Source organism: Arachnia propionica, assembly GCF_003932785.1.
GTDB classification, from domain to species: domain Bacteria; phylum Actinomycetota; class Actinomycetes; order Propionibacteriales; family Propionibacteriaceae; genus Arachnia; species Arachnia propionica_B.
The window spans coordinates 1-24,638 of the sequence record NZ_RQYT01000037.1; the positions used below are offsets into that span (position 1 = coordinate 1).

The window sequence follows — 24,638 nt, forward strand, 5'->3', positions numbered from 1 at the left end:
CCGCATCCGGGGAGATCTGAAGAATCCCACCCACCTCATGGGCCAGAAACTCACCCACCGACGGAGTCCCATCCCCACCCGGCTCGAGGAACCCTTCCACAGCCTCCATCACCGCGGCATCGTTGACCTCATACAACTCCGCTGCCTTCGCGATCCCGACGATGAGGGCCACCTCCGCCGCCCGGACATGCGCGTCCGCCTCGTGAATGGCCTGGTAGGCCTCGGCGAGAGTGGCGGGGAGAGGGTTCATGACCCCATGATAATCGAATGAGTGTTCTGGTTCAAGGGGTTGGGAAGAAGTTTTCTTCTCACATCGTGCACCTGGTGCGGATTGGCCTGGACCGTTGCGGAGGTCTCGACACGAGGCCTCCGGCCTCGGCTCGACCAACGGAGAAGGAGCGATCCGGGCCGTTCAGCCCTCGATCTCGGCCAGGTCCGCCCTTCCCGGCAGGTAGTACAGCGCCAACGCGTCGAGCAGCCGCTGCAGCTGCGCCAGGGCGGCCACCCGCTCGCCCTCCGACGTCGCCTCCGCCGCCAGCCGCGCGACCTTTCCGGCCCGCTCCACCTCGCCCCGTTTCTCGGGCGCGACGTGCCCCAGGCCCACCCGTTCCGCGTGTTGCCTGGCCAGGTTGAACCGAACCTCCAGCTTGTTGACGGCCTGCACACTCGGGTCGTCGGCGAACTCGACGAGGGCCGCCTCGAAGGCCGCCGTCGTCGGCACCGCCGGGTCGAACAGGGCCGGGTGGTCCAGCCGGTACACCATGTCCGTGCGCAGCCTGCCGTACTCCTCCCGGATGCGCTCCGCGCGCTCCGTCGGCGGGGGTGGCGGTTCGGCGGGGAGCGGCTCCGGCGGCTCGCTCGGGGTCAGCCGCCGCACCCAGTCCGGCACCGAGTGGAACGACAGGCCGCGTCGCTCCTGGCCGATGATCTCGGGGCGACGGAAGAGGGTCGTCGCCCCGAGCGGCAGCACGATGAGCGACAGGAACAGCCCCAGCAGCAGGACGACGGGGGCCTGGGCGAGCAGCGCCACCAGCACCGTCGCAACGACCGATCCACCCACCCACAGGGCCAGCGTGCGGGGACGGGGGCCGCGCAGCACCACCGGCGGCAGGAGGGCGCATCGCCCGGTCGGCAGCCGTAGCACCTGCTGGGAAAGGCCTCCGACGACGGCGTCAGCGGTCAGGGGCGGCAGCAGGGGCGCCCAGACCCCACCGCGGAGCACCTGCATGGTGAAGCCGTCCCGGCCCTCCTTGACCAGGGAGACGAAGCGGTGCTCCGAGTCGGTGAACACGAGGACCGTGCAGGGCACGATGTCGGCCACCGGTGTCGACGGGTCGAGCAGCGACCACGCCCGGGGTTTCACGACGCGCTCCGTCCGGGCAACTGCTTGAGGCGACGCCCGCCGAGGGCCTCGCGGGCCTCATCCGGGGTGGGCAGGTAGTACAGGGCCAGGCCGGCCAGCAGGTCGATGGCGGCCCTACGAGCTGCTTCCCGTTCCGGCGGGGCGGCGTTCGGATCCTGCGCGAGCTGCGCGGCCTTCAACGCCTTCGCCGCGGTGCCCCGGGTCTCGGCGGGCAGATGATCCATGCCGATGCGTTCCGCATGGTCGCGGGCCTCACGGAAGCTCGAGACGATGGTGCTGGCCAGCGCGACCCGGGCGGCGTCGTCGAGTCCCGTGACGGTGGTGTCCCATTCGAACAGGGCCAGGGTGAGCCGCTCCGTGGCGGGCGAGGCGGCATCGAACAGGGCCGGGTTCTCGATGCGGTAGGCGAGGTCGGTGAGCAGCCGCCCGTACTCCTCCTTCACCTCCTCGACCTGGCGACCGGCCGCCTCGACGTCGAGGGGCAGCGTGAGCTCCGCAAGCTTCCTTCGGGTCTCGCCGACCTGGTAGCTGACCTCCCCGGACACCGCCAGCTTCATGCTCACCAGGATGGCGCCGCCGAGCAGGGCGACGAGAACCACCAGACCGATCGCGAATCCGAGGCCCTGCCACATGCCGTTGAGGACGCTCGCAATGCCGACACCGGCAATGAGGCTGCCGATGAGGAGGAACGGAACCATCCCCTCCCTGCCGCCCTCCGGTAGGGAGTGTTCGTAGGTCACCGTTCCGGTCGGCAGCCGGAACGCCCGGAGAGGTTCACTCACCCGCGCGAAGGCCGCGACGTCGCCCACACTCCGTTCGACATCGACACCCTTGAGGCGGTTGTCCAAGCCGGTTCCCTGGAGTCGCAGGTTCTGCGGGGTGCGGGATTCGGCGACGTGGCGGCCCCAGCCGTCCACGCTCAGGATGGCGCGCCCCTCCTCGAACTCGACGAGAGTGTGTTCCCCGAGATCGGCGACGGCTGTGTCCAGCGGGATCTCCTCCAGCTCGAAGTCCATGTCACAAGGATAGGAGCCGTCGAGATCCCTCAGGGCAGGAGCTCACGGAGCTGGGCCCGGCTGGGAAGGTAGTACAACGCCAACGAATCCAGGATCCGCTGCAACTGCACCAACGCAGCCTCCCGCTCCCCCACCGACCCGGCACCGAGCGCCAGCCGAGCCACCTTCCCAGCCCGCGCCACCTCATCACGCAACCCCGGCTCCACATGACGCAGCCCCACCCGCACAGCGTGCTGCCGAGCAACCTCGAACCGCACCTCCACACGAGCCGCAACCTCCGCCGTCGGGGTCTCGGAGAACTCAACCAGAGCCGCCTCAAAAGCCGCCGTCGTCGGCACCGCCGGATCAAACAGGGCCGGACTCTCCAATCGGAACAACAGATCGGAACGCAACCGCCCGTACTCCTCCCGAATCCGCTGCACCTGAAGCCCCGGAGCCACCACCGAGGCGGCAGGCAACGCCCCACGCCACAACTCACCCCGCGCCACCGCCAAGGCATAGGCATGAATGTTCGAGGCATCCACTCCGAGTCGCCGCTCACCGACGAGTCGGGGACGGGTCCACCACACGAGGGCCGCGATCGGGATCGCCAGGGTGAGGACGACGCCGAGTTCCGCCAGCTTCACCTCGGTCACCCACCGCACGACCACCACGAAGGAGAGGAAACATGCCGCCATGATCCCGAGGCAGGACACGGGGCGGAACCGCGGGGTCGTGACCCTCGGCACGAGCAGGAAGCGGGGTTGCTCGAACATCGACCACCGTGCCGCCAGCTCCCCGATCCGTTCGGCGCCGTCGAGGTCGTCAAGGTCCTTGAAGAAGTGGAGTCCTCCCAGCTTCATGACATATCCGGAGCCGTGCTCGCGCCGCACCACGACCAGGCGGTGGCGTCGCTCGTCAAAGACGACGAGGCCGCACGGGGCGAGGTCCCGTACCCGCGTCTCCGGATCCACCAGGGACCAAGGGGTGAGTTTCACATCGCCCTCCGGCCCGGCAGCTGAAGCACCTGGCGCCCGTTCAGGACCTCCCGGGTCTCCGCCCCGGTGGGCAGGTAGTGGAGCGCGAGATCGTCGAGCAGGTCGATCGCCTGCTTCAAGGCCGCAGTCCGTTCCCCGGCGGACGAGGCGGCTGCGGCGAGGCGGAGCGCACCGACTGCCCGACGGGCGTCTTCGCGGGCCCCGGGCGGCAGATGATCCATCCCGACCCGCTCCGCATGGTGCCGCGCCGCATGAAAAGCACCGACGACACGGGAGCTGAGGGCGACCAGGGCGTCATCGTCGAGGCGCGCCCAGGTGGAGTCCCATTCGAACAGGGCGAGAGTGAGGGCCTCGGTGGTGGGGCATGAGGCGTCGAACAGGGCAGGGTTCTCGACGCGGTAGGGCAGATCGGTCAGGAGCCGTCCGTACTCCTCCTTGACGCCCTGGACCTGACGCAGCGCGATCTCGCCGCGGGACTCGTCGACGAGGAGGTCGGTGAAGGCCCAGTTGCGCCCGCCGGTGCGGAACATGAAGGTCTTGCCGATGAACAGTTCAAGGACCATGCCGCCGAGGATCAGCGTCATGGGGAGACTGACCAGGGTGACCCCCCACGGGCCGAAGGCGCTGTGGGTGACGAACACCACCAGGCCGACCACGAGCAGGGTGAGTGCGGCGCCACGCAACAACGACGGCACCGAGTGGCGTCGCAGGTTGTGAAGGGGGCCGAGGGCCTCGTGGACGACCTCTCCGTCCGGGAGGGAGGCGAAGCGCAACGGGTGCTGGAGCTCCGCAAGGCAGATGACGTCGCCGACACGACGCCCCTTTCGCACCGGCGGCAGCAGTTCCGGCTCGCCCTCGTCGCTGGAGAAGCACCGGAAGTCGCTGCCCTCACGTCGCAGCACCACGGATCGGTCCTGGAAGACGACGAGGGTGTGCCTCCCCAGCCGCTTCATGGGCGTGCTGGCGGGGATCTCGACCACCTCCGGACGCATGGGATCAGAATAGGTCCCTCAGGGCAGCAGTTCCGGGAGCTGAGCCCGGCCGGGAAGGTAGTACAACGCCAACGAATCCAGGATCCGCTGCAACTGCACCAGAGCCGCCTCCCGCTCCCCCACCGACCCGGCACCGAGCACCAGCCGAGCCACCTTCCCAGCCCGCGCCACCTCATCACGCAACCCCGGCTCCACATGACGCAACCCCACCCGCACAGCGTGCTGCCGAGCAACCTCGAACCGCACCTCCACACGAGCCGCCACCTCCGCCGACGGAGTCTCGGAGAACTCCACCAGAGCCGCCTCAAAAGCCGCCGTCGTCGGCACCGCCGGATCAAACAGAGCCGGACTCTCCAACCGAAACAACAGATCGGAACGCAACCGCCCGTACTCCTCCCGGATCCGCTGCACCTGAAGCCGCGGATCAACAACCGACGCCGCAGGCAACGCCCCGCGCCACAACTCACCCCGCGCCACCGCCAAGGCGTAAGCGTGAACATTGGAGGAATCCACCCCCAGCTGCTGCTGACCGACGATTCGGGTTCGCGACCGAAGGACCCCGACGAGCAACGGCGCCACGAGAGTGGTGAACACCCCGAGGGGCACGATCCACCAGTGGCCGAACACGAGGGTCAGGGTGACGGTGAGGACCGCACACACCAGCGCAAGCGATCCCCACAGAAACTTGGGCAACGGTGGAGTGGTGAATCCCGGCACGAGCAGGAACCTGACGTCGTCGACGATCCCCCAGCGCCGCGCGAGTTCACCGATCCGCTCGGAACCGTCGAGATGGTCGAGGTTCGCATGGGTGCTGATGTTGACCGTTCTCATCGTGAATCCGCCGTCACGCACCTGCTTCACCACGACGAGGTGGTGGCGTTGCTCGTCGAAGACGACGAGGCCGCACGGGGCGAGATCCCGCACCCGCGTCTCCGGATCCACGAGGGACCACGGCATCAGTTTCACATCACCCTCCGGCCCGGCAACTGCCGCAGCCGGCGACCATTCAAGGCCTCCCGAACCTCCACCCCACTGGGCAGGTAGTAGAGGGCAAGCTCGTCGAGCAGATCGACCGCCTGCGCCAGGGCCGCGGCCCGCTCCCCGGCCGAACTGCTCGCGGCGGTCGCGATACGCAACGCCCCAAGAGCCCGACGCGCATCGTCACGGGATTCGGGCGGCAGGTGATCCATCCCGACCCGCTCCGCATGGTGCCGCGCCGCATGAAACGCAGAAACCACACGGGAACCAAGCGCGACGAGGGCATCATCGTCAAGGCGCGCCCACGTCGAATCCCACTCGAACAGCGCCAACGTCAAGGCCTCCGTCGCCGGACACGACGCATCGAACAGAGCCGGGTTCTCCACCCGGTACGGCAGGTCAGTCAACAAACGCCCGTACTCCTCCTTCACGCCCTGAACCTGCTGCCGTGCTGCGTCGCCCCGGCTCTCGCGGGGCAGGAGGTCCTCCAGTGCCCAGTCCCGGCCCTCCATCCTGAACATGATGGTCCTTCCCTTGAACACGTCGACGAGCATGCCGTGCAGGAGCCACGCGAGGAAGGCGCCTGTCAGCACGGTCCCCCAAGCGCCGAGCATCCCACGGAGGGCGAACAGCGCGATGACCATCAGGAAGAGTCCTGCGACGATGCCGAGGATCATCGCCAGGACCGGGTTGCGTCGCAGGTTGTGACGGGGGCCGAGGGCGACGTCGACGACCTCGCCGTCGGGCAGGGTGGCGACGCGCAGCGGCTGCCGCAGTTCCTCCGCCCCCATCACGTCCCCCACACTGCGGTCGTTGGGGGTCGGGGGTAGCAGTTCCGACTCGTCGCTCTCCGTGGAGAGGACACGGAACTCCTCGCCCTCACGCTGCAGCACCACGCACCGGTCCTCGAAGACCACGAGGGTGTGTTTCCCCAGCTGCTCCATGGGTGTGCTGGCGGGGATCTCAACCACCTCGGGACGCATGGGATCAGCTTAGAGGGCGCGCGGATAGGCGCATCTACTGCGGTCGCCCCGGTGACCCCCAGGCGTCGTTGTCCTCCTCGAACGCACGGTCCAGTGCGCCCTTCGTCGTCCGCCTTGCCCGGAGGCCACCGTGTCGATCCTCGTCACGATCCCCCTATCCACGCACCCTCTTAGAGCCGCCGGGGGGCAGGAGATGACGGCGGTTGCCCCGGCCCCGCTCGTCCACGAGGATGAGGACATGTCCCAGTTCCCGTCCGCACCACCCCCCGGCGTGCCCGAGGTACCTGGCGTGCGCCTGACCGGGGTGCTGGGTCGCGGCGGTTTCGCGATCGTCTACGAGGGCGAGCAGGTGTCGCTGCGACGCCCCGTCGCGGTGAAGGTGGATTCCCGGCCGCTGACCGATGAGCGGAACCGGCGCCGGTTCCAGCGGGAGATGCAGGCGACGAGCCGGATCAGCGCGCATCCGCACGTCGTCACGCTCATCGACACCGGGATGCTGCCCGATGGCCGGCCGTATCTGGTGATGGAGCGGTGCGACGGCGGCAGTCTCGCCGACGTGGTGAAGGACGGTCCGATGCCTGCGCTGGAGGCGGTGCGGGTGGTCGAGGCGGTGTCCCGTGCGTTGGGTGCGGCGCACGCGGCGGGGGTGCTGCATCGTGACATCAAGCCGGGGAACATCCTGCTGGACTCCTACGGTGCGCCGAGGTTGAGCGATTTCGGGATCGCCGCGATCCAGCGGGCGGACAGCGGGGCCACCGCCACGCTCGGGGCGTTGACGCCCGCCTATGCGCCGCCGGAGGCGTTCAGCGAGGTGGAGCCGACGGCGGCCGGGGACGTGTGGTCGATGGCGGCGGTGCTGTTACGACTCCTCACGGGGCGCGGCCCGCGCAGCGGGCCCGATGGTCGCTCGCTGAAGCTGTCGGCCATCATGCAGTCGCTGCTGACCCCCGTCGACACCTCCGATCCCCGGATTCCGCCGGGGCTCCGGCCGATCCTGGACCGCGCCCTCGACCCCGATCCGCGTCGCCGGTTCCGGGACGGCAACGAGTTCGCCTCGGCCCTCACGACGGTCCTTCCCACGTCGTCGGCGTCGGGAGCCGAGGTGACGATCTCCAGGCCCATCACCTTCGAGCATCCCCCGACGTGGCAGGTGGACACGCCGGTGCCGATGACGGACCGGACGGAGGCGCCGCGGCAGGAGGACCGCCGGTCGTTGCTGTGGGTCGGTTTCGTCGCCGCGGCCCTGGTGGTCGGGGGCATGATCTGGGGCACGGTGTCGCTGCTCGGCGGGTCGCCGGATCCGCAGGCGGCACCGCAGCCGGTGGTGGTCACCGTCACCGAGTCGGCTCCCCCGGTGCGCTCCGCCCCACCCACCACCAGCGCGCCACCCCCGCCCGTCACGACGGCCGAGCCCACCCCGTCGGTGGAGTCGTCGCCGTCGTGGCCGGTCAATCCTCAGGGGCTCCCCGCGACCGACGACATGCCCTGGCCGGTCGGCACCTGCCTGCTCGCCGCCCTCAACGACCAGGAGATCTCCTCGGCGACGGAGGTGCCGTGCGATCAGGCGAACTGGCACATCTTCGCGGGCGGCTCCGTGGACCCGTCGATACCGGGCGAACGCAGCTCGGAGGCGCTGGGGATCGACCCGACGGTGCCGGAGATCTGCTCGGACCACTACGCGCAGCTGGCGGGCCTCGACGTCGGAAAACCGCACGAGATCCGCGTGATGGGCACCCTCCCGGACGAATGGCAGGCAGGACGACGCGGTTTCTCCTGCGCCTACGTGGAGCAGTGACGAGGAAGTGACAGGACATGGGCCGAGCGCCCACACCCTCTTGACCTGATCCACTCCTGCGTCCTGATAGAGTGCGCAGACAGGTGAACGGGATGTGACCGCAAGGAGGCGGATCATGCCTGAGAAGGCCGCAAGCAACGACGTGACTCTCCAGGTACGGTCGGTGTCCAAGTCGCTGAGAGGCATGAAGGTTCTGGACTCGGTCTCGTTCTCCTTGGCCGCTGGGGAGCTCGTGGGCCTCGTCGGCCCGAATGGTGCTGGCAAGACCACGTTGATCAGAATCATCCTGGGCCTGTTGGAGGCGGATGAGGGCCAGGTCCTCATCAACGGTCTCCCGGTTGCCACGGCGGAGTCACGGGCCAGGGTCTGCTACTGCCTGGACAACGACGGGCTGTACCCCACCCTGACCGGTGCAGAGAATCTCAGGTTCTTCCAGAAGGCGCACGGCGTGGAGGAAGACCGCATCTCCGAGGTGCTGGAGTCCGTCGGGATGGTCGACGCCGCAGATGTCAAGGTCTCTTCGTATTCCAAGGGGATGCGACGACGTCTGGGGATCGCGCGCGCCCTGCTGCCCTCCCCCGATCTCCTGATCCTGGATGAACCCTTCGCCGGGCTCGACCCGTCCGGGCAACGCCAGCTGATCTCGCTCCTTCAGGAACTCCGCAGCCACGTCGGCATTCTGTTCTCGTCCCATGATCTCCACATCGTGTTCTCCTACGCATCACGTGTCCTTGGACTCAAGAGGACTCTCCTGTTCGACCAACTCCCTGCAGATCACTGGGATGGGCAGAGGAATCTGCTGGAAAGGTATGAGGAGGTCTTCGGTGACTAGGCTTCGGATGCTGCTCTCAGCCGTCTTGTACAAGGAGTGGCGCGCACTCGTCGCGCGAGGGCCGCTCGGTGGCCTGTTGTTCGCCTTCGTGCTCCCGGGTTTCATGTGGGGAAGGAGTTTCGCCCCGGGGTTCCAGCCCGAGGAGTCGTTCTCGTGGGCGATGGCCTCCCTGCTCTTCTCCTCCATCATCGCCGTGTTGTCGACGCTGCGCTTCTGGGAGGAGAGAGGGCAGGGAACACTGGAGTCCTTTCTTGCGCTCCCCTACGGGATTCGATCGCTGTTCCTGTCGAAGCTCGCCCTCCCCATCGTCCTGGGGATCGCTGCCAGCACACTCTTTGCCGCATTGTGTCTGCTCAGAGGCATCACACTCGGCCTGGATCCCGGCTGGGTGATCGCCTTCGTCGCCATCACAGCCGTGGCTGGAGTGCTCATGGCGGCAGAGTTCGCCGTCCTTGTCGGATACGCGATGTGGATGATGTCGGAGACCACGGCCAAGTGGGCCCAGTTGTCCATCATGGCCTTCTACGGGGGAGCTCTGGCGCTGCCTGCTGTTGGCCTGTCCTTCCCCTTGAGCGGGCTCGTTCTCCTGGTCGTCGTCACCGTGGCCCTCCTCGCCCTGCTGTGCGTGGCGGCTCTTCGTCGCCTCCGGGTGGAGAGGATCGTCCTGAGGGACTGACCCATGTCAGCCGCGGCTGAACCTTTCGATCGCGACGACCGCCAGGGGGCGACGGCTGGAGCGGGATGCCCAGTAGGCCGCCGACCCCGCCGCGAGGGCCGCTGCGACCAGGAGGCCGTCCGGCCAGCCGAGCCCCATGCCCACCCTCCCGGGATGGATGAGGTCGAGCATCCCTCGGGCCTGGAGAAAGAACAGCAGGAACAGCCACAGCACCACACTCGCCGCCCCGACGAGGGGACCGACCAGGGCCATGCCCACCAGCGTCGTCCCCAGCACCACGAGGATCGTGCAGCTGAACAGCACGAACAATGACCACGGGGCCGCCTCGGCCAGCAGCGCCGGGTCCGCCAACGTCCATCCCTCGGGAACGAAGGCCGTGTACAGATCACTCACCTCGAACAACGCCCGGGCCAGCAACGGCAGGGCCGCAAAGGCGACGATGGTGGCGGCCATGCCCGCGGCATCGATGAGCCGGACCGGACGGGAGGACTGCGCGTCGATCCAGTCGAGCCTCGGGGTCATGGCGTACAGGGCCATCGCACCGAGAAGAGCCGGGGCCAGCTCCCCGATGGCTGCCAACCGCTCACCGAACTGCTGCGACCACGGCCCATCCAGAGGCAGCCACCAGTGCGTGTGCACCACCACGAACGAGAGCAGCCAGGCCAGCACCGCCAGCCACGGCAGCCGACCCCCGAACCAACCCCGGCTCATCAGGGAAGATCCTCCGCCGTGACGACGCAGCCGTCCAGTTCCTCACGATGCTGCTCCACCCATGCGGCCCAGGCGGCGTCGTCGAAGGACGAGAACCGTCCGCTCACGTCGACGCCGTGTCCGGATTCGTCGAGAACCTGCTGGTAGATCGCCCGGATCTCCGGGGAGTCCACCTTGTCGGCGGCGAATCTCAGGCGCGCCAAGGTGACCCCCTCCACGACGCTGGTCTCTTCCTCCAGAGCCCCCGCCTGACATTCCGCGGTGGGGGTCATGAGTGACCTGTAGGCCCACATCCTGGCCTGGATCGCACCCCACGACTCCCGCGGGCCACCCACCTGTTCCAGTTGTTCGACGGCAACTCCGTGAGTGCCGCCCTGGGAGATGGTGCGCGGTGCCTGAGCGTCGGCGGATGGGAGCATCAGTGGGGTCAACAGGTCGGTGATGAACCCTCGTTCCGCCTCGTTCTTGGGGTACAGGCAGAGTTCCAGGACATCGTTGCTCTCGCAGTGGAGTCGCGCGTCGGGATCCTGCTCCGTGAGCAGGGGCTGCTGCACGGCGAGGAAGGCCATCAACGCCACCGGCAGCGTCACCCAGGCCAGGGCGGTCCAGCCACGGGGATTCCGGGCCGCCCGCACCTCGGCCAGCCCCACCGCCACCTTGAGGGCGGTGAAACCGACGAGGGCGAAGAAGAGGATCTGGATCAGCTGGGTGGTCAGCACCAGCCGCTCCCCCGGATTCGGCCCGCCCACCGACCACATGTAGGCCGCACTCAGGACGGACTTGGAGCGGTTGAGCAGCAGGATGTCGTTGATGAGGAAAGCCGGGACCACCACCGTCGCGACGGTGACGACGGGGGCCAGGACGACCCCCACCCTCGGGCCCGCGACGATGGCTCCGCAGGCGCCGACCGCCACGAGGGAGGCGATGCCCGTCAACAGCGCCACGAAGGCCACCAGGTCGGCGAGGTGCCACGGGAACCGCGTGATGCCTGCGATCAGCACCGGCAGATACCCGACGGCCACGCCGGCCACGACCGCAATCATCGTGGTGCCGAGTTCTCGCCCGAGGATCCGGCCTCGGCCCCTCCCCGGGGCAGCGCCCACCAGCACGGACTCCGGTGTGTGCTGGGCGGTCACCCAGCAGGCCAGCCAGGCAGCGACCAGCGCCCACACCGGGTAGAACAGCCGGGCCGAGATGATGAGGTCCACCAGATCCGTCGCCCCGGACTGCGGCCACAACAGCGGCACGCTGTGCGCGAAGGCCAGGGCGGCACACAGACCCGCGATGACCAGGCCCCGCATCAGCCACCAGGACCTCAGGCCCGTCACGATTCGGCCCTTTCCAGAATGGAGAAGTAGGCCGCCTCCAGTTCGGGCTCGTTCCGGTCGTTCGCTCCCCGGGCCCGGAACTGTTCCATCGAGGAGTCGAACCTGATGCTCCCGTGATCCACCACGACGACGGTGTGCGCGGAGGTCGCGAGGTCCTCGATGAGATGGGTGGAGACGATCACCACCGCCTCCTCCCCGGCCCGGGAGATGATCTGCCGCAGCCCCTGCCTATGTCGGGGGTCGAGGCCGACGGTCGGCTCGTCGAGGATGAGGATCGACGGCCGGTGCACCAGGGCACAGGCCAGGCCGAGCCGCTGCCTCATGCCTCCCGACAGGGAGCGGGCCCGGCTGGAGGCCCGGTCGGCGAGCCCCACCTGTGCGAGGGCCGCGTCCACGGCGGCCGGGATCTCCGTTCGGGCCATCCCGTGGGCCCAGGCGGCGTACTCGACGTTCTGCCGCAACGACGCCCATCCCATCACGGTGAACTGTTGCGGCAGGTAGCCGATCCGGGACCGGATCTCGTCAACCGTGCTGCGGTCGAGCCTCGTCGACCCCACGGTGATCTCGCCCTGCTGCAGGGGATGGGCGGTGGCAACCAGTTTCATGAGCGTGGTCTTCCCGGCCCCGTTGGGCCCCAACAACCCGGTCACACCCACCTGGAACGTCGTCGACATCCCACGCAATGCCTGTCGGGAACCATACGAATGGGAGACATCACGCAGCCGCACCGCCGCGTCAGCAACACCGCTCATGGAGAGATCTTGACAGAGGCTCCCCTCCTCGACAACCGACAATGGAGAACGCGCTGACGTGAAGCGTCCTGGCCCACAAGTTCGCCTGTCTTGAGTTGGAAATGCCTGCCTTGTTTCAATTCGCCTGCCTGGTTAGACAGGCGAGCCGCGAAAAGGGCAGGCGAAACCGAGTCAAGGCAGGCGAAACCAAGGGGGCGGGCCGACGGTGGTTCGGCTCGCCCCCTCGACCTCAGCTCAGTTCGATGAGGGCCGGGCCCGGGCGGTCCGGCGACAACTCCAGCACCCCGTCGGTCAGTGTCGCCCAGTCCGGGGTGAGCAGGGTCCCGGCGGGCACCTGCACCGGGGCGTCCGCGTCGACGAACAGCAGGCGACGCTCCCCGGAGCGGCCGAGTCGGGTCCAGGCCCCCTCGATCTCCAGGACACCGTCGGCCTCGAACTCCGCCAACGCCTCGCCACAGGCCCGCATCCAGGCACCCACCAGGACGAGGAGCCTCGACTGCCACTCGGGCAGCGACCCGTCCGCCTTGGGCGTCACACCGACGAGCAGCCGACCGCCCCGCCACACCATGTCGACGAGATCCCGCATCAGCTCCGGGGCCGTCTTCGCATGCTCCGGGCCCTCGACCGAGTTGTACCCGAAGGACAGCCCGAGCCCGCGGCAGTGCTCCCACACCGCCGCCTCCTCACAACTCCTCAGGTGCTGGTACTCGCTCGTCGCGTAGTCCTGGTGCGGGACGTTCCACCGGTCATTGACCAAGCCCTCCGGCACCGCCGCGTAGTACTCCTCGAAGACGGTGCCGATCCCGTTCTCGCGGAAGTCCTTGCCCTCGTCCGGCCAGTTGATGTCGTTCCACAGCACGTCCGGCGAGTACCGGGCGACGAGGTCCCGCACGTGGTTCGCGGCGTAGGTGGCGTACTCCAGGTCGTTGGGACGCTCCGTGATGTGCCAGTCGTCGCGCAGCCCGATGGGTTCCGTCGGCCGGACGTGCCAGTCCAGCCCACCCGAGTAGTAGGCACCGAACCGCATTCCCACCTTCCGGCAGGCATCAGCCCACTCCTGCACGAGGTCCCGCTTGGGTCCCCGGGCGACGGTGTTGCGCCCGTTGGTCTCCGGGGCATCCCACAGGCACACCCCGTCGTGGTGCTTCGTGGTGAGCATGATGTATGCGCCACCCGCGTCGGCCAGTTCCTTGGCGGCGGCGACGGCGTCGAACCCGTCCGGCTGCCACTGGTCGAGGAAGTCGTCGTAGTCGCAGCCGCCGTGGACCCGCTCGTGGTGCTCCCGCGCCGGGGAGCCCTCGATCCGAATGGTGTTGTAGTACCACTCCGCGTACGGGTTGTGCTTGAACCACTCCATCGGGGGGATGGCCCCCAATTCCGCGACGGGCTCCCCCCACGCCGGGACCGAATAAGGCCCCCAGTGGATGAAGAAACCGAGCTTGGCGCGCCGGAACCACTCCGGGGTGGGACGCTGCAGCGCCTCCCAGCGTTCCTTGTCGGCCTCGAAACGGGCGGTGAGATCAGCGTCCACCGAATCCTCCCAGGTTGATTCCCTTCGCCAGCTGCTTCTGCATGGCGATGACGATGACGAGACTGGCGAGCACCGCAATGGTGGAGGCGGCCATGAGCGGCCCCCAGTCGGTGCCGCGCTCACCGGAGAACATGGACAGACCGAGCTGCAACGGGGCCTTGTCCTGGCTGTTGATGATGATGAGCGGCCACAGGAACGAGTTCCAGTAGTCGATGAACGCGAACGCCGCGACCACCGCAATCGGCCCGCGCAGCAGCGGCACGATGACGTGCCACAGGATCTTCAGCTGCCCCGCTCCATCGATCCGCGCCGCCTCCTCGTAGTCCCCGGGGAGGGACAGCAGGAACTGGCGCAGCATGAACGTCCCGAACGCCCCGAAGGCGAACGGCAGGATGATCATCGGGTAGGTGTCCACCCCGTTGACCGCGTTCGCGCCGAGGAACAGCGGCACCACCAGCACCTCGGCGGGCAGCACGAGGGTGGCGATGAAGACGCTGAACAGCGCCCCCCGCCCCCGGAACGGGAGTCGAGCGAAGGCGTAGGCGTTGAGCACCGAGATCACGACGACGATGAGACAGCCGAGGCTGGCGTAGACGAAGGTGTTGATGAGGATCTGCGCGAAGGGCACCGCGTTGAAGGCCTCGGCGAAGTTGTCCCACCGGATCTCCGAACCCAGCAACGCGGCCCCCGTGGAGAGCACCTCGTCGCTCGGCTTGAGCGCCGAGAAGAACATCCACACGAACGGGGAGACGAACAGCAGCCCGAACAGCGCAAGAAGGGTCTTGGAGACGACCCTGCCCCAACGGATCCGCTTCTCAGGAGTCATAGTTCACCCACTTCTTCTGGCCGACGAACTGCAGGGCCGTCAGCAGCATGACCAGCACGAACAGCACCCAGGCCAGCGAGGAGGCCATACCGAGGGCGTCGTAGGAGAAACCGGAGCGGTAGAGGTGCAGCACCAGGGTGTTCGTGGAATCGCCGGGCCCGCCCTTGGTGAGCATGAACGGCTGGGTGAACACCTTGAAGGCCCCGATGACCGTCATGACGGAGGCGAAGAACAGCGACGGCGAGAGCATCGGGAAGGTGACCTTCCAGAACCGGCTCCAGGCGGTGGTGCCGTCGATCTTCGCGGCCTCCATCACGGCCGGATTGATGTTGTTGAGCCCTGCGGCCAGCACGACGATGTTGTATCCCATCCCCTGCCACAGGGACATGAGGATGAGGGAGGTCATCGCCCAGAACGGGTCACCGAGCCAGTCCGGCCCCTGGATCCCGACGGCGCCCAACGCCCCGTTGATGACGCCCTCGTCCACGAGGAGAACCCGCCACACGAGCGCGTTCGCGACCATCGGGGTGACGACGGGGATGAAGAACAGGATGCGGAAGAACGGCCCCCAGTCGGGCAGCGAGTGCAGCCACACCGCGATGCCGGTGGAGACGATGAGGTTCACCGCCGTGTAGCCGATGGCGAAGATCGCGGTGTTGAGCATGACCCGGTAGAACACGGGATCCTGCCCGGACAGCAACTTGAGGTAGTTGCCCGCCCCCACGAACTCGGGGTCGCCGTAGAGGGGCCAGTTGTGGAGGCTGATCCAGATCGACGCGATCAGCGGGATCACCATGAAGATGAGGAAGCCGGACATGCCCGGGGCGAGGTGGAGGAAGGCCAGCAAACCCTGTCTGACACCGGGTTTGCCGACCCTCTCCACCGTGACCTCGGCCGGCTTGGCAGCCAGCTGGGTCATGGGATCAACCGATTCCCTGCTCGATGCTCTTCAGGATGTCCTGGGCCGTGCGTTCACCGCGCAGCCCCTCCGGGGAGTACTGGGCGAACTGGGTCTCCACCTTGTTCCAGTCGGTGGTGGTGACGAGCGGCTTTCCGCCCTTGACCATGGCCTCGATGGCCTTGACGTCCGCCTCGGGCTTGCCCTCGGCCCAGCCACTCATCGACTCCTCCAGCGAGGGCACGGTGCCGCGGTGCTTGCCGACGTAGGCGATGACCTCGGGGGTGGTGATCTTCATGATGGTCTCGAAGGCTGCCTTCTTGTCGGGGCACTTCGCGGCGATGCCGAAGCCGGAGCCCTGGATCATGCCGATCGGCTTGCCATCCTTCGACGGGATGACGGCGGCCCCGACCTCCCCCTTGGTGTTCTTCTTGATGTCGGAGTAGAACCAGGGGCCCTCGATGACCATGGCGGCCTTGCCGTTCATGAAGTTCTGCATGGCGACGTCGGTGATGTCGGCGGAGCTGGGGGCGGTGGCGACCTTCTCCTTCGTGACGAGGTCGAAGCCCCACTGGATGTCCTCGACCAGACCCGGGTCGCTGAGGGTCAGCTTGCCGTCAGCGGTGGGGGTGTGGCCGTTGGCGAAGGCGAAGGCCAGGTACGGGTAGTTGAACTGCGGCGCAACCGCGAGCCCCATGACGTCTCCGGAGGTCAGGGCCTTGGCGTCGGAGAGGAACTGCTCGGTGGTGTAGTCCACGCCCGGCTCCTGCAGACCCGCGGCCTTGAACATGTCCTTGTTGTAGTAGAGCACCATGGGCTCGGCGTCGTAGGGGATGGCGCGGACGGTGCCGTCGACGGTGAGGCCCTCCATCATGGCGGGGTTGTACTTCGTGAGGTCGACCCCGGCCTCCTTGGCCAGCTCATCGAGCGGGGAGAGGAGGCTGCCGAGTTCCTGGGCGCGAGCCGCCTGCGTGGTGATGATGCAGGGGGCGTCGGCGGAGTTCATCCGGGTCTTGACCTTGGTCCAGTAGTCGGCGAAGGCTGGGCCCTCGAACTCGAGCTTGAAGTTGGGGTCCTTCTCCTGGGCTCCCTTGACGAAGGTCTCCCACTGCTCGCGGTCGGACTCGTTGGAGACCCACGTGTACATCTTGGTGGCGAGGTCACTCTTGCCGGAGCCTGAGCCGGAGTTGGAACCTCCGGAGCAGGCGCTCAGTCCCAGGGCGACGGCCGCCGTGATCGCAACGGCGGCGATGCGACGAATGATCATGGTGACTTCCTTGTCGGGGTAAGGGGCACGGCGGCGGGCTGCCGGCCCTGACGTTAGCGTTAACATCACGTATCGTAGGCCACCCGCCCCCAAATGTCACTACATTTGTCGAACTTTCTTCGCGTCGGCGCTCAGAGCTGCCGGATGACCCGCGCCGGAACCCCCGCGACGACCGCCAGCGGCGGCACGTGCCGGGTCACGACGGCGCCCGCCCCGATCACCGCGCCGTACCCGACGCGGACCCCCTTGAGGATGGTGGCGTTCGCCCCCACCCACACCTTCTCCTCCAGCTCCACGGCGGCCGGGATGAGATCCGCGCGGCGATTGGGGTTGAGGTCGTGGTCAAGGGTCGAGATGACGACATTGGGACTGATGAGCACCCCGTCGCCGATCCGGAGCCCACCCTGGTCCTGGAACCGACACCCGGAGTTGATGACGACGTCCTGCCCGATCTCGGTGTTCTTCCCGCAGTCGGTGGTGAAGGGAGGCAGCAGGGTGAGGGAATCCGGTACCCGCCGTCCGAACAGCATCGTGAGCAGCATCCGGAGCTCCTCCGGATCGTGGAAGGACCCGTTGATCTCGGCACACAGGAACAACGCCTCCTGCGCCAGGGCGCGCAGCTGCTCATGGGTGGGGTCACCCGCCCGGATGGGCACACCCGAGGCCATGCGGTCCCGGAACCCCTGGACGTCGATGGTGCTCATGGATCCCAAGTGTCCCACGCGAAACCGGTCCGCACCGCCGCCATGGCCCCACCCGACCCGTTGGCCGACAGAAGGATGCGGCCGTCGACGCCCCGGCATCCGGACCCGCTCCGGACATCAAGACCGGCTAGAGTTGGGCCCGTGGGAGACACAACCGTCCTCGTCGTTGATGATCAACCCCTCATGCTCCACGCCCTGAAGACGTTCCTGACGAACGAGGACGGGGTGACCGTGGTCGGGACCGCCGAGAACGGACAGGTCGCCGTCGAGCAGGCCCGCGAGCACAAACCGGACATCGTGCTGATGGACCTCAAGATGCCTCGGATGAACGGGATCGACGCAACCCACCGGATCGTCGACGAGTTGCCGGACACCCGGGTGATCGCCCTGACAACCTTCTCCACCCTCGACTACGTGGTCCCCGCCCTTCGCGCCGGTGCCTCCGGCTATCTGGTCAAGGACGCCCAGCCGGACGAGATCCTCGCGGCGATCCGGACGGCCATGGACGACAACCTCCCCCTGTCCCCCAGCGTCGTCCGTCTGCTGGCGCGTCAGGTGGCCGGCGGCGCCCACGACCCGCAGGTTGTGTCTGGTGCCGCCGCAACCGAGGTGGGCCTGGCCCCGCGAGAGATCTCGGTCCTCCAGCACCTGGGCCGGGGCCTCAGCAATCGGGAGATCGCGAAGGAGATGTTCATCTCCGAGGGATCCGTCAAGGCCTACTTGGCCAACGCGTGCATGAAGCTCGGGGTCCGTGATCGCCTCCAGGCCCTCATCCGGGGGTTCGAGCTGGGGATCGTCAGCCCCCGACTCACCAACGAGGGCTAGCCACAACGAACCCTGCCCCCGCCGCTGCCATGGCCTCGGCGGAGGCAGGATGCCGGATCACGTCAGCCCAGGTAGTGCCGCTGATCCGCCTTCTTGCCGACGTACCACTCGCGGGCCCGCTGCGTCGACTCGATGCGGGAGACCTCCGAGACCGGCACGTCCCACCAGCTCGAACCGGGCGGGTTCGGGCCGTACAGGTCGGTCTCGATGTGGATCATCACGGGACCATCCCCCGCCACCGCCTCGGTATAGGCGGCGCGGAACTCGTCGATCCCCTTGACCCGCAGCACCTTCAGCCCCCACGACTCGGCGTTCGTCGCGATGTCGACGGGCAGCAGCTGACCGTCCGCATTGTGCGGGGTGTCGCCGGTGCGGTAGCGGGTGCCGAACCGCTGCGAGCCGTGGCTCTCCGACAGCGCACCGATCGAGGCGAAGCCGTAGTTCTGCAGCAGCACGTAGATGACCTTGAGGTTCTCCTGCACGACGGTGGCCAACTCCATCGGCAGCATCTGATAGGTGCCGTCGCCGACGATCGCCACCACCTCGGCCTCCGGACGGGCGAGCTTGACCCCCATGGCCGCCGGGATCTCGTAGCCCATGCAGGAGAACGCGTACTCGACGTGATACTGCTCCGGGGTTGATGCCTGCCACAGGCACTGGAGGTCACCGGGCATCGATCCGGCGGCGTTGATGACGACATCCGTGGGGCCCATGAGCTCGTTGAGGGCCCCGAAGACCTCCGTCTGCGCGGGCAGCGGGGTCTGGTTGCGCCGGTAGCACTCCTCGGTGGCCTCCTGCCAGGCCCCCTTGAGCTGCGCGATCCGCTCCGCGTAGCCCTCCTCGACGCGGTACCCCGCCAGGGCCTCCCCCAGCTGCTCCAGCGCGTCGCGGGCGTCGGCGACGACCATCTCCGCGCAGTGCTTCGCCGCGTCGAAGGCCGCCACGTTGATGTTGACGAACCGCACGTCCGGGTCCTTGAACTGGGTGTGGGATGCGGTGGTGAAGTCCGAGTAGCGGGTCCCGATGCCGATGACGACGTCGGCCTCGTCGGCCAGGGCATTCGCCGACGCGGCCCCCGTCGAGCCGACGCCACCGACGGCAGCGGGATGGTCGTGGTTGATGGCGCCCTTGCCGGCCTGGGTGTCCGAGACCGGGATGCCGGTGGCGGTGGCGAAGTCACGCAGCTGCTGCGAGGCGCCCGAGTAGATCGTGCCGCCGCCCGAGACGATGAGGGGCCGCTTCGCCTGACGGATGATCTCGGCGGCCCGCTCGATGGCGGCCCGCTCGGCCGGTGGGCGACGCACGTGCCACACCCGTCGCACGAACAGCTCCTCCGGCCAGTCGAAGGCCTCGGCCTGGACGTCCTGCGGCAGGGCGATGGTGACGGCTCCCGTGTCGACGGGGTCGGTCAGCACCCGCAGACCCGCCATGAGCGACGGGATGAGCTGCTCCGGCCGCTCGATACGGTCGAAGAAGCGGGAGACCGGGCGGAAGCAGTCGGTGGCCGCGGTCATCGGCGAGACCGGGTCCTCCACCTGCTGCAGCACCGGGTCCGGGGTGCGGGTGGCGAACTGGTCGGAGGGGAACAGCAGCACCGGCAGCCGGTTCGTCGTCGCCAGCGCGGCGCCGGTCACCATGTTGAGGGAGCCCGGGCCGATCGACGCCGTGCACATCCAGGTGCTCAACCGGTTCGTCGTCTTCGCGTAGGCGGCCGCCGCGTTCACCATGCCCTGCTCGTTGCGGGGCATGATGTAGCGCATCCTGTCGCCGTCGGGGGTCGGGTCGAGATCGTTCTGCAGCAGCGCCTGCCCGATCCCGGCGACGTTGCCGTGGCCGAAGATCCCGAAGGCCCCGGCGATGAGCCGCTGCTCCACGCCGTCGCGCTCGGTGTACTGGTTGACCAGGAAACGGATGATGGCCTGGCCGACGGTGAGTCTCACGGTGTTCATGGGGGTCCTTCAGTTGTTGAGTGGGGTCATGGGGAGCCTGGGATCGACCTGCTGGGTCTCCCAAGTGCCGCGGATCCAGGTGTGGGCGGGGTCGTCGGTCATGAGCCAGGTGGCGTCCTCAGCCGGTCCGGCCATGACGTTGAGGTAGTAGAGGTCGTAGCCGGGGGCGGCGACGGAGGGGCCGTGATAGCCGTGCGGCATGATGACGACGTCACGGGAGTGGACCTCGGCGCAGACGTCGATGGGATGACCCGACGGGTAGATGCGCTGGAGGGCGAAGCCGGGGGTGTCGTTGACCCCGCGCACCTCGTAGTAGTAGATCTCCTCCAGCACCCGTTCGACGTCGTTGTGCTCGTCGTGCTTGTGGGGCGGGTAGCTGGACCAGTTGCCGCCGGGGGTCAGGACCTCGCAGGCCAGCAGGTGGGAGGTCTCCAACGTGTTGCCGAGGGCGTAGTTGTTGACCTGGCGGGAGCAGTTCCCCGCGCCGCGCAGCGTCGTGACGACCTCCGTCGCCGGGCAGTACCGGGCGGGGAGGTCGCGGGTGGCCTTCGACGCGGGGAGCGCGAACCGGCCACCCTCGTCGCTGCGGACGACGAAGGTCTGGTTGCGTCCGACGTAGAGGTAGTCGGTGATGGCGCTCCACACCTCGTCGCGCCCGTTGAGGGTGAAGGTCTCCCCCGCCACCTCGACGGTGCAGCCGCCACTCAGCGGCAGCACGAGCAGCTCAGCCTCGCCGGAGGTGACCTCCTGCTCCCCGCCGGCGGGGAGCGCGAGCACCCGGATCGAGCACCACTCCCAACCGGCGCGCTCCACGCTCACGTCTGTCTCGAACTGGCCGTGGGCGGTGCTTCCGGCCTTGATGACATAGGTCTCGTTGTCCATGACGGGTCCTTCCGGGTTGTCAGTGGTTGGGGCGGCTCACGACGGGTTTCACGTGGGGGTTGCTGTCCATGAGGCGTTCCACCTCGTCCGCGCGGGGCATGGCGGTGGAACACTCCAGACGGGATGCGACGATGGCGCCCGCGGCGGAGGCGAAGGCGATGGTGTCGGCGAGGCTCCAGCCGCTCAGGAGGCCGTGACAGACGGCGCCGCCGAAGCCGTCGCCCGCGCCGAGCCCGTTGCGGATCCGCACGTTGGTGGCGGGGACGTACACCCGTTCGTCGACGGTGCGGGCCAGGGTTCCCATGAGGCCCTGCTTCACGATGGCGATCCTCACCCCACGGTCGAGGAGGGCGCGCGCCGCCTCGTCGGGGTCGTCCTTGCCGACGGCGATCCGGCACTCGTCGAGGTTGCCGATGGCGACGTCGACGTGGTCGAGTGCCGCCGCGACCTGCTGGCTGGCCTCCTCCTCGCTGGTCCAGAACCGGGGTCGGTGGTCGAGGTCGAGGACCGTCAGGCCGCCGGGGGCGCGGCGTCGCAGGGCCTCGTGGTGGGCGCTGCGGGAGGGCTCGACCGAGAAGCCACTGAGGGTGAGCCACAGGATCCGGGCCGTGGTGACCTCGTCGGGGAGGTCGTCAATGCTGATCTCGAGGTCGGGAGTGGTGGGTTGCCGGTAGAAGAAGAGGGGGAAGTGATCCGGGGGGAACACCTCGCAGAAGGTGACGGGGGTGTTGAAGCTGGGGTTGACCACGACGTGGCTGGCGTCGACGCCGAGTCTGGTCATCTCGGCGCGGACGAAGCGGCCGAAGGGGTCGTCGCCGACGCCGGTGAGGGTGCACGCGGTGTGGCCGAGGCGCGCGGCCGCGACGGCGACGTTCGTCGCGGAGCCGCCGAGGAACTTGCCGAACCTGGTGACGTCCTCGAGCCGCGTGTTCATCTCCAGCGGGTACAGGTCGACACCGCACCTGCCGATGGTGCACACATCGGTGAGTGGCTCATCCACGTCGATGACTCCTTGGGGGCCGGGACGCCCCCAAGTCTGCCGTTGGTCACCCCACCAGTCAACCAATGTCCTGACAAAAGGGTCCCGCGTGGCGTTAACATGTTCTTGGAATCCCCGTCATACGGTTGGGAATGTCATCCTTTCGAACGACGCTTTTCAGGAGTCAACGTGGACCGCACCTACGAACCCGAGATCTCCCTCGACCGCGACTCGCAGGTGCCGCTCTACCAGCAGATCGCCGAACCGATCGAGGCGGCGATCCTCTCCGGGGCCCTACCCGCGGGGGCGATGATCGAGGACGAGGTGTCGATGGCCGCGCGGCTGGACGTCGCGAGGCCGACGGCGCGTCGGGCGCTCCAGGAGCTGGCCTCGCGCGGGCTGTTGACGCGTCGTCGGGGCGTGGGGACGCGGGTGACCCCGCCTCACGTCCACCGCCCCATGAAGCTGTCCTCCCTCAACGACGACCTGTCGGACGCCGGGTTCACCCCGACGACGAAGGTGCTGGAGTACACGGTGCGGGAGTCCACGACGGCCGAGGCGCAGCAGCTGGGCATCGCGGAGGGTGAAGGACTGCTGTCCGTGCGTCGGCTGCGTTACGCGGACAGCCATCCCCTCGCGCTCTTGACGAACCTCATCCCCCTGGACATCGCACCCACCTGGCAGGAGCTGGGTGAGCACGGCCTCTACCGCTGCTTCGCGATGCGCAACGTCGAGGTGACCTCGGCCCGCCAGGTGATCGGGGCCCGCGGGGCGACGGAGGACGAGGCCGAGGCCCTGGGCGAGGTCGTCGGCGCCCCGCTGCTGACGATGGAACGAACCGGCCACGCCGACTCCGGAAGGATCATCGAGGTGGGGACCCACGTCTACCGCCCGTCGCTGTACTCGTTCCACTTCAGCCTGTTCACCTCCTGACCCGGCCCACCCGATGGCATTCTCGCCGTGGAGCCTTGCCAGAGGCCGATGAGGGTCGCCCGCCCCGCCCATGTCACATCACAGGGTTCGACTCCTGTCCAGCGGAACAGCGCACCATCGACCAGAGCCGAGTTGGGCGCTCCTCCCGATCGAGCCACTTTTGTCCAAGGAACGAGTGAGCTTCTGCCCAAAGCTTGGTTAGGGACCATTGCGGGTCCCCGCCTCCGGGTTTAGCGTGAAAGCAACCGAACAAAGAGAGACCACTCACGCAACAACACACTGACAGGATGGCCTCACCGAGCAGAAGCCCGCTGGCACGCCATCGGAACACGCATTGGACATTCCCGGATTCGGGTTTCAAACCAGATGGCCCGGAACAGAGAAGATCCATTGCCCGAATTTCACGAAGGGCACCCATCGCAATGAGAGATCCAGCAACGATGAATCACGCTCTCGACCGTGATGCGGCCATCACACTGACAGACGTCTCGAAGGAGTTCCGCGACGAGACGGGCAATCAGGTGCTGGCCGTCGACGATGTGAGCCTGACGATTCACCCCGGGGAGGTGGTTGCCATTCTCGGCCCGAACGGGGCAGGAAAGACCACCACCATCGACATGATCCTCGGCCTGACACGCCCGGACCGGGGACGTGTGGAACTCTTCGGCAACTCCCCGCTCCGGGAAGTGCAGTCCGGGCGAGCCGCCGCAGTCCTCCAGACCGGAGGATTGCTCCCGGAACTGACCGTCGTCGAGACCCTGTCGATGATCGGTTCGCTCTTCGATCCCTCCAGGGTCGAGGAGTGCATGCGCCGTGCACGCCTGCTGCCGATCGCACACCGGCAGGTCTCCAAGTGTTCAGGAGGCGAACAGCAACGAGTTCGATTCGGTCTGGCGCTGCTCTCCGATCCAGACCTCCTGATTCTGGATGAACCCACTGCCGGCATGGACGTCGAGGCCCGACACGCATTCTGGGAGGAGGTTCGCGCCGACGCCGAGAGAGGACGGACCATCCTCTTCGCCACCCACTACCTCGAGGAGGCGGATGGCTTCGCAGACCGCATCATCCTCATGAATCACGGCAGGGTCATCGCCGATGACACCTCCGACGCGATCCGAGCGTCGGCCAACGGAAGAATCGTCTCGGCCTTCGTCTCCCCGGAGGCCGAGGCCCGCCTACTGACCATCCCTGACGTGCAGTGCACCGGACGTCGCGGGGAACGCATCAGCCTTCATCATCCCCGATCCGATCAACTGGCGCAGACAGTCCTCGACCTCGGCGGCACCGAACTCGAGGTGGTACCACGCAGCTTGGAGGACGCATTCCTGACACTGACCTCCGAGGAGAGGTGACCATGAGCACTCAAACCTCCAGAACTGCCATCGCCGCACACACATCACACCGCACGAACTCCCAGCCCTCGAGAACACAGAGAGGGATT

At 67.7% G+C, this 24,638-nt stretch carries 24 protein-coding genes; 6 read left to right on the forward strand and 18 right to left on the reverse strand.

Features of this window, described 5'->3' with window-relative positions; all coding sequences use genetic code 11:
• The 7 genes from EII35_RS12320 to EII35_RS12350 all read right to left on the reverse strand — a co-directional run.
• The coding region (locus EII35_RS12320) for a hypothetical protein (protein ID WP_148098946.1) at nt 1-250 on the reverse strand (250 nt) is incomplete at its 3' end.
• Nucleotides 251-412: 162 nt separating this feature from the next.
• Nucleotides 413-1,363, reverse strand: coding sequence for a hypothetical protein (locus EII35_RS12325; protein ID WP_125228768.1), 951 nt, complete (start codon nt 1,361-1,363; stop codon nt 413-415).
• Nucleotides 1,360-2,379, reverse strand: coding sequence for a hypothetical protein (locus tag EII35_RS12330; RefSeq protein ID WP_125228769.1), 1,020 nt, complete (start codon nt 2,377-2,379; stop codon nt 1,360-1,362). The genes EII35_RS12325 and EII35_RS12330 overlap by 4 nt, the downstream gene beginning before the upstream one ends.
• A gap of 29 nt (nt 2,380-2,408) precedes the next feature.
• Nucleotides 2,409-3,356 (reverse strand): hypothetical protein, encoded by a 948-nt coding sequence (locus EII35_RS12335; protein ID WP_125228770.1) that lies wholly within the window; start codon nt 3,354-3,356, stop codon nt 2,409-2,411.
• Nucleotides 3,353-4,348: a hypothetical protein gene (locus tag EII35_RS12340; RefSeq protein WP_125228771.1), complete on the reverse strand. Its 996-nt coding sequence runs from the start codon at nt 4,346-4,348 to the stop codon at nt 3,353-3,355. The genes EII35_RS12335 and EII35_RS12340 overlap by 4 nt, the downstream gene beginning before the upstream one ends.
• Before the next feature lie 18 nt (nt 4,349-4,366).
• Nucleotides 4,367-5,305 carry a hypothetical protein gene (locus EII35_RS12345; protein WP_125228772.1) on the reverse strand — a complete coding sequence of 313 codons (939 nt, stop codon included), beginning with the start codon at nt 5,303-5,305 and terminating at the stop codon, nt 4,367-4,369.
• 5 nt (nt 5,306-5,310) lie between these two features.
• Nucleotides 5,311-6,309 carry a hypothetical protein gene (locus EII35_RS12350; RefSeq protein WP_125228773.1) on the reverse strand — a complete coding sequence of 333 codons (999 nt, stop codon included), beginning with the start codon at nt 6,307-6,309 and terminating at the stop codon, nt 5,311-5,313.
• A 238-nt stretch (nt 6,310-6,547) separates the two neighbouring features.
• Here EII35_RS12350 and EII35_RS12355 point away from each other — a divergent pair, with 238 nt between their 5' ends.
• The 3 genes from EII35_RS12355 to EII35_RS12365 all read left to right on the forward strand — a co-directional run bounded on the left by EII35_RS12355 (nt 6,548) and on the right by EII35_RS12365 (nt 9,612).
• Complete coding sequence (locus tag EII35_RS12355) at nt 6,548-8,104, forward strand: serine/threonine-protein kinase (RefSeq protein WP_221739744.1); 1,557 nt, start codon at nt 6,548-6,550, stop codon at nt 8,102-8,104.
• A gap of 115 nt (nt 8,105-8,219) precedes the next feature.
• Nucleotides 8,220-8,936 carry a heme ABC exporter ATP-binding protein CcmA gene (gene ccmA / locus EII35_RS12360; protein ID WP_125228774.1) on the forward strand — a complete coding sequence of 239 codons (717 nt, stop codon included), beginning with the start codon at nt 8,220-8,222 and terminating at the stop codon, nt 8,934-8,936.
• Entirely contained in the window at nt 8,929-9,612 is a 684-nt protein-coding gene (locus tag EII35_RS12365; protein ID WP_185744313.1) for an ABC transporter permease, read from the forward strand. Before ccmA ends, EII35_RS12365 begins: the two co-directional genes overlap by 8 nt.
• A 6-nt stretch (nt 9,613-9,618) precedes the next feature.
• On the opposite strand, the gene EII35_RS12370 is transcribed toward EII35_RS12365, so the two are convergent.
• The 8 genes from EII35_RS12370 to EII35_RS12405 all read right to left on the reverse strand — a co-directional run bounded on the left by EII35_RS12370 (nt 9,619) and on the right by EII35_RS12405 (nt 17,629).
• Complete coding sequence (locus tag EII35_RS12370) at nt 9,619-10,323, reverse strand: hypothetical protein (protein ID WP_125228776.1); 705 nt, start codon at nt 10,321-10,323, stop codon at nt 9,619-9,621.
• Nucleotides 10,323-11,651 carry a hypothetical protein gene (locus tag EII35_RS12375; RefSeq protein ID WP_125228777.1) on the reverse strand — a complete coding sequence of 443 codons (1,329 nt, stop codon included), beginning with the start codon at nt 11,649-11,651 and terminating at the stop codon, nt 10,323-10,325. The genes EII35_RS12370 and EII35_RS12375 overlap by 1 nt, the downstream gene beginning before the upstream one ends.
• Nucleotides 11,648-12,403 (reverse strand): ABC transporter ATP-binding protein, encoded by a 756-nt coding sequence (locus tag EII35_RS12380; protein ID WP_125228778.1) that lies wholly within the window; start codon nt 12,401-12,403, stop codon nt 11,648-11,650. Before EII35_RS12380 ends, EII35_RS12375 begins: the two co-directional genes overlap by 4 nt.
• A 229-nt stretch (nt 12,404-12,632) precedes the next feature.
• Nucleotides 12,633-13,934 carry an alpha-L-fucosidase gene (locus EII35_RS12385; RefSeq protein WP_185744314.1) on the reverse strand — a complete coding sequence of 434 codons (1,302 nt, stop codon included), beginning with the start codon at nt 13,932-13,934 and terminating at the stop codon, nt 12,633-12,635.
• Nucleotides 13,924-14,760 carry a carbohydrate ABC transporter permease gene (locus EII35_RS12390; protein WP_125228779.1) on the reverse strand — a complete coding sequence of 279 codons (837 nt, stop codon included), beginning with the start codon at nt 14,758-14,760 and terminating at the stop codon, nt 13,924-13,926. Before EII35_RS12390 ends, EII35_RS12385 begins: the two co-directional genes overlap by 11 nt.
• Nucleotides 14,750-15,679, reverse strand: coding sequence for a carbohydrate ABC transporter permease (locus EII35_RS12395; RefSeq protein ID WP_221739745.1), 930 nt, complete (start codon nt 15,677-15,679; stop codon nt 14,750-14,752). Before EII35_RS12395 ends, EII35_RS12390 begins: the two co-directional genes overlap by 11 nt.
• Before the next feature lie 4 nt (nt 15,680-15,683).
• Complete coding sequence (locus EII35_RS12400; RefSeq protein WP_125228780.1) at nt 15,684-16,925, reverse strand: ABC transporter substrate-binding protein; 1,242 nt, start codon at nt 16,923-16,925, stop codon at nt 15,684-15,686.
• Nucleotides 16,926-17,056: 131 nt separating this feature from the next.
• Nucleotides 17,057-17,629, reverse strand: coding sequence for a DapH/DapD/GlmU-related protein (locus tag EII35_RS12405; protein WP_221739746.1), 573 nt, complete (start codon nt 17,627-17,629; stop codon nt 17,057-17,059).
• A gap of 141 nt (nt 17,630-17,770) precedes the next feature.
• Here EII35_RS12405 and EII35_RS12410 point away from each other — a divergent pair, with 141 nt between their 5' ends.
• On the forward strand, nt 17,771-18,454 hold the full coding sequence (locus tag EII35_RS12410) for a response regulator (protein ID WP_125228781.1): 684 nt from the start codon (nt 17,771-17,773) through the stop codon (nt 18,452-18,454).
• A 62-nt stretch (nt 18,455-18,516) separates the two neighbouring features.
• Here the strand turns inward: EII35_RS12410 and iolD are convergent, their stop codons facing one another.
• Genes iolD through iolC form a run of 3 tightly spaced genes read right to left on the reverse strand, consistent with a single transcriptional unit; the run spans nt 18,517 to nt 22,285 of the window.
• On the reverse strand, nt 18,517-20,403 hold the full coding sequence (gene iolD, locus EII35_RS12415; RefSeq protein ID WP_125228782.1) for a 3D-(3,5/4)-trihydroxycyclohexane-1,2-dione acylhydrolase (decyclizing): 1,887 nt from the start codon (nt 20,401-20,403) through the stop codon (nt 18,517-18,519).
• Between the two features lie 9 nt (nt 20,404-20,412).
• Nucleotides 20,413-21,285 carry a 5-deoxy-glucuronate isomerase gene (iolB, locus tag EII35_RS12420; RefSeq protein ID WP_125228783.1) on the reverse strand — a complete coding sequence of 291 codons (873 nt, stop codon included), beginning with the start codon at nt 21,283-21,285 and terminating at the stop codon, nt 20,413-20,415.
• A 19-nt stretch (nt 21,286-21,304) separates the two neighbouring features.
• Entirely contained in the window at nt 21,305-22,285 is a 981-nt protein-coding gene (gene iolC, locus EII35_RS12425; protein ID WP_125228784.1) for a 5-dehydro-2-deoxygluconokinase, read from the reverse strand.
• Between the two features lie 168 nt (nt 22,286-22,453).
• On the opposite strand from iolC, the gene EII35_RS12430 reads away from it, so the two are divergent.
• The gene (locus EII35_RS12430; RefSeq protein ID WP_260465119.1) at nt 22,454-23,197 is read left to right on the forward strand and encodes a GntR family transcriptional regulator; all 744 of its coding nucleotides are present in this window, start codon (nt 22,454-22,456) and stop codon (nt 23,195-23,197) included.
• A gap of 440 nt (nt 23,198-23,637) precedes the next feature.
• Nucleotides 23,638-24,549 carry an ABC transporter ATP-binding protein gene (locus tag EII35_RS12435; RefSeq protein WP_125228786.1) on the forward strand — a complete coding sequence of 304 codons (912 nt, stop codon included), beginning with the start codon at nt 23,638-23,640 and terminating at the stop codon, nt 24,547-24,549.
• The last annotated feature ends 89 nt before the right edge of the window (nt 24,550-24,638 follow it).